12 protein-coding genes are annotated in these 13,894 nt (G+C 59.1%); 9 read left to right on the forward strand and 3 right to left on the reverse strand.

Annotated elements, in window-relative coordinates:
* Positions 1-42 precede the first annotated feature (42 nt).
* Positions 43-393 carry a 50S ribosomal protein L19 gene (gene rplS / locus CKW19_RS05855; protein ID WP_003175895.1) on the forward strand — a complete coding sequence of 117 codons (351 nt, stop codon included), beginning with the start codon at positions 43-45 and terminating at the stop codon, positions 391-393.
* Between the two features lie 142 nt (positions 394-535).
* On the opposite strand, the gene CKW19_RS05860 is transcribed toward rplS, so the two are convergent.
* A complete protein-coding gene (locus tag CKW19_RS05860) occupies positions 536-2,338 on the reverse strand; it encodes a sodium:proton antiporter (RefSeq protein ID WP_095057028.1) in 1,803 nt (600 codons plus the stop codon).
* Between the two features lie 106 nt (positions 2,339-2,444).
* On the opposite strand from CKW19_RS05860, the gene xerD reads away from it, so the two are divergent.
* From xerD to CKW19_RS05890, 6 genes are all read left to right on the forward strand, one after another.
* A complete protein-coding gene (xerD, locus tag CKW19_RS05865) occupies positions 2,445-3,341 on the forward strand; it encodes a site-specific tyrosine recombinase XerD (protein ID WP_095057029.1) in 897 nt (298 codons plus the stop codon).
* 185 nt (positions 3,342-3,526) lie between these two features.
* Positions 3,527-4,258, forward strand: coding sequence for a bifunctional protein-disulfide isomerase/oxidoreductase DsbC (gene dsbC, locus CKW19_RS05870; protein ID WP_095057030.1), 732 nt, complete (start codon positions 3,527-3,529; stop codon positions 4,256-4,258).
* Positions 4,259-4,390: 132 nt separating this feature from the next.
* The gene (locus CKW19_RS05875) at positions 4,391-5,695 is read left to right on the forward strand and encodes a homoserine dehydrogenase (protein WP_095057031.1); all 1,305 of its coding nucleotides are present in this window, start codon (positions 4,391-4,393) and stop codon (positions 5,693-5,695) included.
* Between the two features lie 111 nt (positions 5,696-5,806).
* Entirely contained in the window at positions 5,807-7,216 is a 1,410-nt protein-coding gene (gene thrC, locus CKW19_RS05880) for a threonine synthase (RefSeq protein ID WP_095057032.1), read from the forward strand.
* Positions 7,217-7,334: 118 nt separating this feature from the next.
* Positions 7,335-8,675: a transporter substrate-binding domain-containing protein gene (locus tag CKW19_RS05885; RefSeq protein WP_095057033.1), complete on the forward strand. Its 1,341-nt coding sequence runs from the start codon at positions 7,335-7,337 to the stop codon at positions 8,673-8,675.
* A 162-nt stretch (positions 8,676-8,837) separates the two neighbouring features.
* Positions 8,838-9,125, forward strand: a complete 288-nt coding sequence (locus CKW19_RS05890; protein WP_095057034.1) for a DUF3509 domain-containing protein — start codon at positions 8,838-8,840, stop codon at positions 9,123-9,125.
* A 179-nt stretch (positions 9,126-9,304) separates the two neighbouring features.
* On the opposite strand, the gene CKW19_RS05895 is transcribed toward CKW19_RS05890, so the two are convergent.
* Both CKW19_RS05895 and CKW19_RS05900 read right to left on the reverse strand, forming a co-directional pair.
* Positions 9,305-10,273, reverse strand: coding sequence for a TIGR02285 family protein (locus CKW19_RS05895; RefSeq protein WP_095057035.1), 969 nt, complete (start codon positions 10,271-10,273; stop codon positions 9,305-9,307).
* Positions 10,227-11,426 (reverse strand): CaiB/BaiF CoA-transferase family protein, encoded by a 1,200-nt coding sequence (locus tag CKW19_RS05900; protein WP_095057036.1) that lies wholly within the window; start codon positions 11,424-11,426, stop codon positions 10,227-10,229. The genes CKW19_RS05895 and CKW19_RS05900 overlap by 47 nt, the downstream gene beginning before the upstream one ends.
* 147 nt (positions 11,427-11,573) lie before the next feature.
* On the opposite strand from CKW19_RS05900, the gene CKW19_RS05905 reads away from it, so the two are divergent.
* Positions 11,574-12,116, forward strand: a complete 543-nt coding sequence (locus CKW19_RS05905; protein WP_095057037.1) for a YaeQ family protein — start codon at positions 11,574-11,576, stop codon at positions 12,114-12,116.
* Between the two features lie 57 nt (positions 12,117-12,173).
* Positions 12,174-13,883, forward strand: coding sequence for a single-stranded-DNA-specific exonuclease RecJ (gene recJ / locus CKW19_RS05910; protein ID WP_095057038.1), 1,710 nt, complete (start codon positions 12,174-12,176; stop codon positions 13,881-13,883).
* The last annotated feature ends 11 nt before the right edge of the window (positions 13,884-13,894 follow it).

Below are 13,894 nucleotides of genomic sequence, written 5' to 3' on the forward strand. Positions count from 1 at the left end.
CGTATCGATGGTAGATCCGACGATTTACCTTAGGAGCACAGCATGACTAACAAAATCATCCTTGCACTCGAAGCAGAGCAGATGACCAAAGAGATCCCTACCTTTGCCCCGGGCGACACCATTGTCGTTCAGGTGAAAGTGAAGGAAGGCGACCGTTCGCGTCTGCAAGCGTTCGAAGGTGTTGTTATCGCCAAGCGTAACCGCGGCGTAAACAGTGCATTCACCGTTCGTAAAATCTCCAACGGTGTTGGCGTAGAACGTACTTTCCAGACCTACAGCCCGCAAATCGACAGCATGGCCGTTAAACGTCGCGGTGACGTACGTAAAGCCAAGCTGTACTACCTGCGTGACCTGTCTGGTAAAGCAGCTCGCATCAAGGAAAAACTGGCTTAAGTCCAGCTTCCGATGCAGAAAAAAGCAGCCTGCGGGCTGCTTTTTTGTTGCCTGCGATTTGGTGCCAGGTTGAAAAGATCGCAGCCTGCGGCAGCTCCTGCAGGTTGAATTCAGAGCTGCCGAAGGCTGCGATCTTTTGGATTTACTCCGACTCGGGCTGAATCAACGCCAGCAATGTCCAACCCGCCGAAGGCTTCAGTGTGCTGTCCGGTGTCACCACATGCACCCAGCCACTGTCGTCGCGTACGAACAGCAAGGTCGCCCGATCGCGATGCAGCGCGCGGTAATCGTCCCAGTTGAATCCCTCCTTCAATGTCGTGCTGTACAGCTCGGAGCCCTGACTCAATTGGCTCGCAAGCTTGGCGTAGGTCAGCGCCTCACTGCCCAGTTGATTGCCTCGGTGCTCCAGGCTGGTCCGGTGCTTGTCGGTGCGACGGCTTTCCTGGCCGCTGGCCAGGCCGAACATCCGCTGATGACCCAGCTCATGACGAAAGCGCATCAATGCCAGCGTGTTCATCTCACCGGACGGCGATAGCGCCAGAAGATGCCCCAGACCTACCAGGTCCAGATGGGCATCGGCGTGTTGTGAAGCCGGGTTGCCAAAGTAGGTCGGCAACCCTTCCATCCGCGCAGCCCGAATGTTTTCCCAGCTGGAGTCGGTCAACAGCACGCGACTGCCCAGTTGTTGCAGTGCTTTGCCCAGCGTGCGCGCAGGTCCGTTGGCGCCGATGATCAGAAATCCGCTCGGCGCCGGCTCCGCGACTTTCAACAAGCGCGCCAGTGGCCTCGCCGTAGCGCTTTGCAATACGACGGTGCCAATGATCACCGCGAACGTCAGCGGCACCAGCAGCAATGCACCTTGATGACCGGCCTCATGCAAGCGAATGGCGAAGATCGCCGACACGGCTGCCGCAACGATCCCCCGCGGGGCAATCCACGCCAACAGCGCACGTTCGCGCCAGTTCAGGCTCGATCCTGCGGTGCTGAGCAATACGTTCAGGGGGCGCGCAATGAACTGGATGATCAGCAGCAGTATGAGCACCAGCGGCCCGAGCCCGATCATCGCGTTCAGATCCAGTCGTGCCGCCAGCAAAATGAACAGGCCGGAGATCAGCAGGACGCTGAGGTTTTCCTTGAAGTGCAGGATGTGCCGAACATCCACGCCTTTCATGTTGGCCAGCCACATGCCCATGAGTGTCACGGCCAGCAATCCGGATTCGTGCGTGACTGCGTTGGACGCAATAAAAATCCCCAGAACAGCGGCGAGTGCTGCCAGGTTATGCAGGTATTCCGGCAGCCACTGGCGGCGTATCAGGGTACCGAGCAACCAGCCACCAAAAATCCCGAAGAGACTGCCACACAGAATCACGCCGCCGAAAGTCAGCAAGCTTTCTTTAATGCCATTACCTTCGGTGTTGGCAATGATGAAGCTATAGACGACTACCGCCAGCAGCGCGCCGATAGGATCGATGACAATCCCTTCCCAACGCAGGATGTTGGCGATCGAGGCTTTGGGTCGTACGACGCGCAACATGGGCACGATCACGGTCGGCCCGGTGACCAGCGTCAGGCTGCCGAAAAGTATCGACAGCATCCAGTCAAAACCCAGTAGCCAGTGCGTGGCGACGGCAATCACAATCCAGGTTGAGAGCGCGCCCAGTGTCACCAGTCGATGAACGACACTGCCGATCTCGCGCCATTCCGACAGATGCAGCGTCAGGCTGCCTTCAAACAGAATCAACGCCACCGCCAATGACACCAGTGGCATCAGCAGTGGGCCGAACATTTCCTGCGGGTCGAGCAAGTGCAACACCGGTCCGGCCAGAATCCCGGTCAGCAACAGAAAAAGAATTGCCGGCAGCTTCAGACGCCAGGCCAACCACTGACAGCCCAGTGCCGCCGCACCGATACCGCCAAACGCCAATAAGATTTGCTGCTCGCTCATGACTGCTCCCTGTTCCTTGAGATGCCAGCCTATGAAAGACTAGCGGCCGATTTCATGTCCATTTTAATTTTGTGCGCAGTCTGAAGGCTACGCGACTTGAGTGCCCATGCCTGCCATCGATCATCCACTGATAGATCAATTCCTTGATGCCCTGTGGCTGGAAAAAGGTCTTTCCGATAACACCCGCGATGCCTATCGCAGCGACTTGGCCCTGTTCAACGGCTGGTTGCAGGAAAAAGGCCTGGAACTGGCCAATGCGGGGCGGGAGTTGATTCTCGACCACCTGGCCTGGCGTCTCGAACAAAACTACAAGCCTCGATCCACCGCACGATTTCTCTCCGGTGTGCGTGGCTTTTATCGCTATCTATTGCGGGAAAAACTGATCTCGGTCGATCCCACCTTGCGCGTGGATATGCCGCAACTCGGTCGTCCGTTGCCCAAATCCTTGTCGGAAGCCGATGTAGAAGCACTGCTCAAAGCGCCGGATCTGAGCGAAGCCATCGGACAGCGTGATCGCGCCATGCTCGAGGTGTTGTATGCCTGCGGGCTGCGTGTGACGGAACTGATCAGCCTGACCCTGGAACAGGTCAATCTGCGCCAAGGGGTCTTGCGGGTGATGGGCAAGGGCAGCAAGGAGCGTCTGGTGCCAATGGGCGAGGAGGCGATTGTCTGGGTCGAGCGCTACATGCGTGATGCCCGTGGTGAACTGCTCGGCGGGCGTCCCAGCGATGTGTTGTTCCCCAGTCTGCGTGGCGAGCAAATGACCCGCCAGACCTTCTGGCACCGGATCAAGCACCAGGCCAAGGTGGCGGGGATCGGCAAGTCGCTGTCGCCGCACACCTTGCGCCATGCGTTTGCCACGCACTTGTTGAACCACGGTGCTGATTTGCGGGTGGTGCAGATGCTGTTGGGGCACAGCGATTTATCGACCACGCAGATTTATACCCACGTTGCCCGCGCCCGTTTGCAAGAGCTGCACGCCAAACACCATCCCCGCGGCTGACGACGTACAGGGAACATCATCCAGCTATGCGTCATGCGTCGAGCTCGTGTTGTCTGGCGACAGGTGCATTCGGCCACACCGGCCTTATGTGATAGGCTTTGCCGGTTTGCACGATGGGCGGTTATGACCCGGTGTTTCGGCACGGGTGTTCTGATCGTCCCATATGTTCGCCTTCAGGAGTTCTCATGCGTCTGACCCAGATTCTCGCTGCCGCCGCCATTGCGTTGGTCAGCACCTTTGCCGTCGCCGATGACGCGGCCGACAAAGCCATTCGTAAAAGCCTGGAAAACCTCCAGCTCGAAGTGCCGGTAGAAACCATTACACCCAGCCCGCTGCCGGGCCTGTACGAAGTCAAACTCAAGGGCAGCCGCGTTCTCTACGCCAGCGCCGACGGTCAGTACGTGGTTCAGGGCTATATGTTCCAGCTCAAGGACGGCACGCCGATCAACCTGACCGAGAAGACCGAGCGCCTGGGCATCTCCAAGCTGATCAACGCTATTCCGGTCGCTGAAACTGTGGTGTACCCGGCCATTGGCGAAACCAAATCGCACATCACCGTTTTCACCGACACCACCTGCCCGTACTGCCACAAGCTGCACGCCGAAGTGCCTGAGCTGAACAAGCGCGGCATTGAAGTGCGTTACATCGCGTTCCCGCGCCAGGGCCTGGGTTCGCCGGGTGACGAGCAGTTGCAAGCGGTGTGGTGCTCGAAAGACAAGAAAGCGGCCATGGACAAAATGGCTGAAGGCAAGGAAATCAAGGCCGCCAAGTGCGATAACCCGGTTTCCAAGCAGTTTGCCCTCGGTCAGTCGATTGGCGTGAACGGCACACCGGCCATCGTTTTGGCTGACGGTCAGGTCATTCCGGGCTACCAGCCTGCGCCACAAGTCGCCAAACTGGCGCTGGGCGCGAAGTAGATTCGCATCGTCACGGCCAGCCTTGACGAGCATGGTCCGGCAGCAACATCGCCGGGCCATTAATAGAGAGCCGCGAGCACGCGGTTGTTTCCACGGCCGGCCTTGAGTCGGTCGTTTTATGGGGAGTTCACAGTGAAACCGGTCAAAGTAGGCATCTGTGGGTTAGGAACCGTCGGTGGCGGTACCTTCAACGTACTTCAGCGCAACGCCGAGGAAATTGCTCGTCGTGCCGGGCGTGGGATCGAAGTGGCACAAATTGCCATGCGCACGCCAAAGCCTCAGTTCCAAACGACCGGTATTGCGATTACCAACGATGTCTTCGAAGTGGCCACGAACCCTGAGATCGACATCGTGATAGAGCTGATGGGCGGCTACACCGTTGCCCGCGAGCTGGTACTCAAGGCCATCGAGAATGGCAAGCATGTGGTCACCGCGAACAAGGCTCTGATTGCCGTTCACGGTAACGAAATTTTCGCCAAGGCTCGCGAGAAGGGCGTGATTGTCGCCTTCGAAGCGGCCGTGGCCGGTGGCATCCCGGTGATCAAGGCGATCCGTGAAGGCCTGTCCGCCAACCGCATCAACTGGGTGGCCGGCATCATCAACGGCACTGGCAACTTCATCCTTACGGAAATGCGCGAGAAGGGTCGCACCTTCGAAGACGTGTTGGCTGAAGCCCAGGCACTGGGTTACGCCGAGGCTGATCCGACCTTCGACGTCGAAGGCATCGACGCGGCCCACAAGCTGACGATCCTGGCTTCGATTGCGTTCGGCATTCCGCTGCAGTTCGAAAAGGCTTACACCGAAGGCATCACCAAACTGACCACCGCCGACGTGAACTACGCCGAAGCGCTGGGCTACCGCATCAAGCACCTGGGCGTGGCGCGCAGCACCGCGGCGGGTATTGAACTGCGCGTACACCCGACGCTGATTCCGGCTGATCGCCTGATCGCCAACGTCAACGGTGTGATGAACGCGGTGATGGTCAACGGCGATGCTGCCGGTTCGACCCTGTTCTACGGCGCTGGCGCCGGAATGGAGCCTACCGCTTCGTCGGTGATCGCCGACCTGGTGGACGTGGTTCGCGCCATGACGTCCGACCCGGAAAACCGCGTACCGCATCTGGCCTTCCAGCCGGATTCGCTGTCGGCTCACCCGATCCTGCCGATCGAAGCCTGCGAAAGCGCTTACTACCTGCGCATTCAGGCCAAGGACCATCCGGGCGTGTTGGCTCAGGTCGCGAGCATCCTCTCGGAGCGCGGCATCAACATTGAGTCGATCATGCAGAAGGAAGCCGAGGAACACGACGGCCTGGTGCCGATGATCCTGCTGACCCACCGCGTGCTGGAACAGCACATCAACGACGCCATCGCTGCTCTGGAAGCCCTGGCGGGTGTGGTCGGTCCGGTTGTACGGATCCGTGTCGAGCACCTGAACTAATTTAGAAGCAGCTGCAAGCCGTCAGCTGCAAGCTGCAAGCTAAAAGCCTCGGTGCTTTGAACTTGCAGCTTGAAGCTTGAAGCTTGAAGCCCAAACCGAAGGTTTGCCCCTATGCGCTACATCAGTACCCGCGGCCAGGCACCGGCCCTTAATTTCGAAGACGTCCTGCTGGCAGGTCTTGCCACCGACGGCGGTCTGTACGTCCCGGAAAACCTGCCACGTTTCACCCAGGAAGAAATCGCTTCCTGGGCCGGCCTGCCGTATCACGAGCTGGCTTTTCGCGTCATGCGCCCGTTCGTCACCGGCAGCATTCCGGACGCCGATTTCAAAAAGATTCTTGAAGAAACCTATGGCGTGTTCGCCCACAGCGCCGTTGCGCCGCTGCGTCAGCTGAACGGCAACGAATGGGTGCTGGAGCTGTTCCACGGCCCGACCCTGGCGTTCAAGGACTTCGCCCTGCAACTGCTGGGTCGTTTGCTCGATTACGTGCTGGAAAAGCGCGGCGAGCGCGTAGTGATCGTCGGTGCCACCTCCGGTGACACCGGCTCGGCCGCCATCGAAGGCTGCAAGCACTGCGAAAACGTCGACATCTTCATCCTGCACCCGCACAACCGTGTGTCTGAAGTGCAGCGTCGGCAGATGACCACCATTTTCGGTGAGAACATCCACAACATCGCCATCGAAGGTAACTTCGATGATTGCCAGGAAATGGTCAAGGCAAGCTTCGCCGACCAGAGTTTCCTCAAGGGCACGCGTCTGGTGGCGGTGAACTCGATCAACTGGGCGCGGATCATGGCCCAGATCGTTTACTACTTCCATGCATCCCTGCAGTTGGGCGGCCCGGCGCGTTCGGTGTCGTTCTCGGTGCCGACCGGCAACTTCGGCGACATCTTCGCCGGTTACCTGGCGCGCAACATGGGCCTGCCGATCAACCAGTTGATCGTCGCCACCAACCGCAACGACATCCTGCACCGCTTCATGAGCGGCAACCAGTACGTCAAGGACACCCTGCACGCCACGCTGTCGCCGTCGATGGACATCATGGTGTCGTCGAACTTCGAGCGCCTGCTGTTCGACCTGCACGGTCGCAATGGCGCGGCCATCGCCGGGCTGATGGATTCGTTCAAGCAGGGCGGTGGTTTCAGCGTTGAGCAAGAGCGCTGGACCGAAGCCCGCAAATTGTTCGACTCGTTGGCTGTGGATGACGCGCAAACGTGCGAAACCATCTCCGAAGTCTATGAGCAGACCGGTGAAGTGCTCGATCCGCACACTGCGATTGGTGTCAAAGCCGCGCGTGAATGCCGTCGCAGCCTGGACATTCCAATGGTGATCCTGGGCACTGCCCATCCGGTCAAATTCCCGGATGCCGTGGAAAAGGCCGGTGTAGGAAAAACGCTTGAACTGCCTGCACATCTTTCTGATTTGTTTGAGCGAGATGAGCGTTGCACCGTGTTGCCGAATGACCTGAAAGCCGTACAGGCCTTTGTCAGTCAGCATGGCAACCGTGGCAAGCCGTTGTAACGGTCAAAGCTGTCACATTTTGAAGCCCGTCTCCTGACGGGCTTTTTCATTTCTGCATGCACACTTGTCGTGTTGTCGCCCAGAAAGGAAGGGCGAGTCGATCACGAAGGATGTGGCAATGCTGTTTTCAAAAGGGGTCAAACCGGCCGCGTACTGGCTGTTTCTGCTCGCAATCATGGGCATCGGCCAATGGGGTATTGCGGCGCCGATGGACATGCACGAGCGCGATGCGACGATCACGCTGGATGCGCAGGAGTTGCAGTGGATCGCCACTCACCCGCGCGTCGTCGTCACGGCGCTGGATTATCCGTTGTACCTGTTCAAGGACAAGCAGGGTCAATGGAGCGGCTTGCACTTTGATGTACTCAAGCGCATCAGCGTGATGACGGGGGTGCAGTTCGTTTTCGAAGAGTCGTTCTCTACCGATCAGATGCTGGTGAAACTGGAAAATGGCGGGGCGGACTTGAGCTCAATGCTGTCGATGAACGACGAGCGCAAGACGTTGCTGGATTTCAGTCATGCGTTTGGTGGTGCCGGTTGGGTATTTGTCGGGCGAGTCGGGGCGCCACGGGTGCAATCGCTGGAAGAACTGGCGAAACGGGTGCTGGTGCTGCCGGCCCGGCATGCATTGGAAGCGGCGATCCGTCGCGACTACCCGGCCATTGAGGTGCGTACGGTGAAAACCAACGCCGAGGCACGTGCCTGGGTGGAAAGCGGTGACGCCTACGCCACCATCGAAAATGAAGTTGGAGCGCAGCTCTATCCATCCGGGCTGTTGCAGGTCGGTGCGGTGGTGCCGGGCATATGGGACGCGGATTACCTGTCGGTACGCAAGGGGCAACCGCAATTGTTGAGCATCCTGAACAAGGCCCTGAATGCGTTTCCTCCAGAAGAGTTACGTGTCATTCGCCTGAAGTGGTTCAGTGGCGTCACGCCATCCAAGGTGCCCGGTCTGTGGCAAACACTGCGCCACTGGGTCTGCGAAGGCATCGTTATCGCCAGCGTATTCGGCCTGTTGTCGCTGCTGTGGAACCGGCGTTTGACAGTGCTGGTCAGACAGCGGTTCGAGGCCGAAAAAAGCCTCAGTGATCAACTCGCCTTCCAGCACGCATTACTGGATGCCATGCCTGATCCAATGTTTGTCCGTGACCTGCAAGGGCGATTGGTGATGTGCAACAAAAGTTATGAGGAGGTGTTGTCGACCCGGTTTGATCAGGTTCAAGGTCGACAGTTGATCGAAGTCGACGTCTTGCCGAAACGCACCGCTGAACTTCTGCATGCCGAATTCATGAGCCAGCTGGAAACACGCCGGACTCGCTTTATTGAGCGTCAATTGAGGTTCAAGGACGGTATCAGGGATGTTTACCAGTGGACGGTGCCGTTTTATGGTGCAGACGGGCAGTTGCGAGGATTGCTGGGCGGTTGGGCTGAAATCGATCGACGAAGCCGACAGGCGTGACGGCAGCGTTTTTTCTCTGTCATGTTCGCCGTGCATGCTCACTTGAGCTGATTCGCGGGTGCGCCTTGCGGTCAGTCTCCAGAACTTTCTTCTCGGGTCCGTGGTCATTTATTGCAGGCACGCCCAAGGCACGTTGTTTCGGACTATTGAGTGGTGATCGGGATGGAAAGTATCAGTCTGTTGCTCGGTGAGGCGCTGAGCCCGTATCAAGTCACAATGACCCCTTCAGGCATTCATGGCGAATGCCTGGTAACCCTGAAGAATTCGATGGGCGCCACGGTCGTCAAGCGAGCGTTCAATCAGGCCCAGTTGAACGACAAGCGCTTGCTGACGGACGTGGTCGATGGATTGCATCGCGACGTGCTGATTGCGGAGGGACGCCTGGAGCCCTGTGTCATCGCAGCGTTGCGCAATGCTGCCCAGGACAAGTTGATGGCCAGCCGCAATTGACGGGATTTCGCTGGGAACCTTCCTGCGCGCAGGTCAGTCAGATCGGGTAATAGCAGGATCAAGCATTGTGCTCCGGTGCTTGTAGCTTGCTACTACGGGTCTTTATGTAGGCCACGTTTAACCCCGAGTAGTCTTCCCACTGCTCGGGGTTTCTTTTTGCCTTTTTGCCCGCGATTTATTCACTGTCCGGCCTGTTGCTCAAAAAACTCTTTGGCAGCCTTCAGGTAATCGCTGCGGCTTTCCGGATCGAGCCAGGCCGCGTACGCCTCGCTCAATGGCTCGCGGGGCAGGGCGCGTAGCAGTCGATTGATCTCGATAATCGCCTGTCGGCCCTGTGGTGTGTCGGTGCAGCCGATGTAGCCTGACAGGTACTTACCCGTGCCGCGAATCGGGTAGAACTGCAATTCATCTTCTGCGATCCCCTCCTGCTGCGCCTGGTAACGAATTTCCGGACGATAACCCAACAGCACTTGCAAGCGCCCCAGGCGTTGCATTTGCAGCAGGCTGCCCAAAGCGTCGTTGCCGTAATGCAGCGCAAGTGACTTGGTCGGTGCTTGTTTCAGGAGTGCGTCGAGGTACTCGCCGTAGTTGCGCTCGGCAACAATCCCCAGCGTGACGCTGCCGGTCGCCAAGAGGGTCGACAGGTCCACCTCGCCGTCCTTGATGAACGGGGTCAACACGTCGCGATCAGCACGCCGCACGGCCAGACCATTGCTCATGGCGCGAAAGACCGGGGTGGAAAACACGATCCAGGTTTCGCGCTCCTTGCTCCAGTTCAGCGCCGCATCACACGTGAACGTTGACTCATGGAGCATCTGCAGGCCGCGTGCGCGATTGACCCTCATCACGCTGTGTTGGTATTGAGGCATGCCGGCAATCAATTGCGTTAACAGCTGATCGATGACGCCCTGATCCTTTTTCGGTCCTTCGAAAATGAACAGCGGCGGCAAATCGCGCTTGAGCCAGATCAGGGTTTCCGTGGGTTGCGCCAGCGTCGAGGGAGGCAGGACGCTGATCAGGAGCACGCCCGCCATAGCGCACATCGCCGGTCCGTTTCGCCACCGGCAGTGCTTGATGACTCGCGCAAACAGACGCTTAAGCTCAGATGGCCCCGTCTTTGCGCAGTTGTGTGATCTGCGACGCGTCATAGCCAAGTTCCTGGAGTACCTGCGCGTTGTGCTCGCCCAGTTGTGGCCCGACCCATTCACAATCACCGGGTGTCTCAGAGAGTTTCGGCACAATTCCCGGCATCTTGAAATCTTTGCCATCCGGCAGCTTGGCTTGCAGGAACATTTCCCGGGCGAGGTACTGCGGATCGCTGAACATGTCTTCGGCACTGAAGATCCGGCTGGCGGGTACTTCGGCTTGATTCAAACGTTCGATGACAGTGTCCAGGGGCAGCGAGTTGACCCAGCGATCGATGACCCCGTAAAGCTCATCGCGGCGGTTATCACGGCCATCGTTGCTGGCAAGTAGAGGATCGTTGGCCAGGTCTTCGCGGCCAATGATCAGCATGAAGCGTTTGAAGATCGCGTCGCCGTTCGCGCCGATCTGCACGTGCTTGCCGTCAGCGCTGGTGTGGATCGAAGACGGGGTGATTCCAGGCATGATGTTGCCGGTGCGTTCGCGGATGAACCCGAACACGTCGAATTCCGGGACCATGCTTTCCATCATGGCGAAGATCGCTTCGTACAGCGCTACATCGACCACCTGGCCCTGGCCACCGTTGACCTCGCGATGACGCAGGGCCATCAGCGCGCCGATCACGCCCCAGAGCGCGGCAATCGAGTCGCCGATGGAAATCCCGGTGCGCACCGGTGGTCGGTCCTCAAAACCGGTGATGTAGCGCAGGCCGCCCATGGATTCACCCACGGCGCCGAAACCAGGCTGGTCTTTCATCGGGCCGGTCTGGCCGAAGCCCGAGAGCCGCACCATCACCAGTTTCGGGTTGAGCGCGTGCAGGACATCCCAGCCGAGACCGAGTTTTTCCAGTACGCCGGGGCGAAAGTTCTCGATCAGGATGTCCGCTTCGCTCAGGAGTTTTTTCAGGATCGCCAGGCCCTCAGGATGTTTCAGGTTCAGCGTCAGGGACTTTTTGTTGCGTGCCTGAACGAACCACCACAACGAGGTGCCTTCATACAGCTTGCGCCACTTGCGCAGCGGATCGCCGCCATCCGGGGATTCGATCTTGATCACGTCCGCACCGAATTCAGCGCAAATGCGCGACGCAAAGGGGCCGGCAATCAAAGTGCCCAATTCGATGACTTTCAGACCTGAGAGCGGTTTTGCGGTGAGCGGCATGCTGGTTCCTGTAGGACAAAGATTGAGCGAGTACAGCGTTTTAACATAGCCGACTATCAGGCGCTCAAGGTTGATCACCATCAATTCGTGGATTGCCTGCCGCATCGGTTAGACTTGCCGCCTTTCCCCGTATCAAGAAGCCCGTACATGGCCCAGCCGTCCACGACCTACAAGTTTGAACTGAACCTCACCGACCTCGACCGCAGCGTCTACGAGAGTGTCAAGCAAACCATCGCCCGCCACCCATCGGAAACCGAAGAGCGCATGACCGTGCGCCTGCTGGCCTACGCCCTCTGGTACAACGAGCATCTGTCGTTTGGTCGTGGTCTGTCGGACGTGGATGAACCGGCCTTGTGGGAAAAAAGCCTGGATGACCGTGTCCTGCACTGGATCGAAGTCGGCCAGCCCGATGCCGACCGCCTGACCTGGTGCTCGCGCCGTACCGAACGCACCAGTCTGCTGGCCTATGGCAGCCTGCGCGTCTGGGAAGGCAAGGTGATCCCGGCGATCAAGAACCTGAAAAACGTCCACATCGCGGCGGTCCCTCAGGAAGTCCTGGAGACCCTGGCCAAAGACATGCCTCGCGTCATCAAGTGGGACGTGATGATCAGCGAAGGGACGATTTTCGTCACCGACGACCGTGGTCAGCATGAAGTCCAGCTGCAATGGTTGTCGGGCGAGCGCGGCTGAGTCCTCGCCGTTCCTGCGGTTTTACCCTACTTCATCAAGAGAAGCCCCTGTCACCCCATGCGCATCGAACCCCGCCAGCTGCCCGACACCCTGCCATTCCTCGGTGATATTCCGCCGCTGCTGACCCGCCTGTATGCAGCGCGGGGCGTGCAGTCTGAAGCCGAGCTGGATAAAAGCCTGGCGCGACTGATTCCGTTCCAGAAGCTCAAAGGCATCGAAGCGGCCGTGGACTTGTTGGTGACCGCGCTCGAACAGCGTCAACGGATTCTGATCGTCGGCGACTTTGACGCTGACGGTGCGACGGCCAGTACCGTGGGGACATTGGGTTTGCGTTTGCTGGGGGCGGCACATGTCGACTACCTGGTGCCGAATCGCTTCGATTACGGCTACGGCCTGACACCGGAAATCGTTGCCGTGGCGCTGGAGCGCCAGCCGCAGTTGCTGATCACCGTGGACAACGGTATCTCCAGCGTCGAAGGCGTGGCGGCGGCGAAACAGGCCGGGCTTAACGTGCTGGTCACCGATCACCACTTGCCCGGCGACGAACTGCCGCTGGCCGATGCCATCGTCAATCCGAACCAGCCCGGTTGCGAGTTCCCGAGCAAGGCGTTGGCGGGTGTCGGGGTGATTTTCTATGTGCTGATGGCCTTGCGTGCGCGATTGCGCGAGCTCGGCTGGTACGCGAACAAGCCGCAGCCGAACATCGGCGAATTGCTTGATCTGGTGGCTTTGGGAAGCGTCGCCGACGTGGTGCCGCTGGATGCCAACAACCGGATTCTGGTGCACCAGGGCCTGGAGCGCATTCGTGCCGGACGCGCCCGACCGGGGATCAAGGCGATCCTCGAAGTGGCCAAGCGTGACCACACGCGCATCACGTCGACCGACCTGGGCTTCATCGTCGGCCCGCGCCTGAACGCGGCGGGGCGTCTGGACGACATGAGCCTGGGCATCGAATGCCTGCTGACCGACGACGCCGGGCTGGCTCGCGAAATGGCGGCTCAACTGGATGGCATGAACCAGGACCGCAAATCCATCGAGCAAGGCATGCAGCGTGAAGCGCTGGCGCAGCTCAAGGATTTGCCCGTGGAGTCGATGCCGTTCGGCTTGTGCCTGTTCGATCCCGAGTGGCATCAGGGCGTCATCGGTATCCTCGCCTCTCGCATGAAAGAGCGTTACTTCCGGCCGACCATTGCTTTCGCCGATGCGGGCGATGGTTTGCTCAAGGGGTCGGGGCGTTCGGTCCAGGGCTTTCATATCCGCGATGCCCTGAGCGTGGTGGCGGCGCAGCATCCGAACCTGATCACCAAGTACGGTGGTCATGCGATGGCCGCCGGCCTGACGCTGCCGGAAGCGAATTTTCCGCTGTTCGCCGAAGCCTTTGACGCTGAAGTGCGTCGGCAATTGCGCGAAGAAGACCTGACCGGGCGCTTGCTGTCGGACGGCACGCTGGCGGTGGAAGAGTTTCATCTGGAACTGGCCCGCGCCCTGCGCCATGCCGGTCCTTGGGGGCAGCATTTCCCGGAGCCGTTGTTTCACGGCGTGTTCCAGTTGGTCGAGCAGCGCGTCGTAGGCGAACGGCATCTTAAAGTCGTCCTCAAGAGCGAGTGCGGCTCGGTCAAGCTCGATGGCATCGCATTCGGGATCGACCGCGACATCTGGCCGAATCCGACCATCAAATGGGTGGAATTGGCCTACAAGCTCGACCTCAACGAGTTTCGCGGAAACGAGACGGTTCAACTGAAGATTGCCCACATCGAACCGCGATAGCTTTTTTGTGG

Origin of the sequence: Pseudomonas sp. Irchel s3f7 (assembly GCF_900187615.1) — a bacterium.
Classification (GTDB): domain Bacteria; phylum Pseudomonadota; class Gammaproteobacteria; order Pseudomonadales; family Pseudomonadaceae; genus Aquipseudomonas.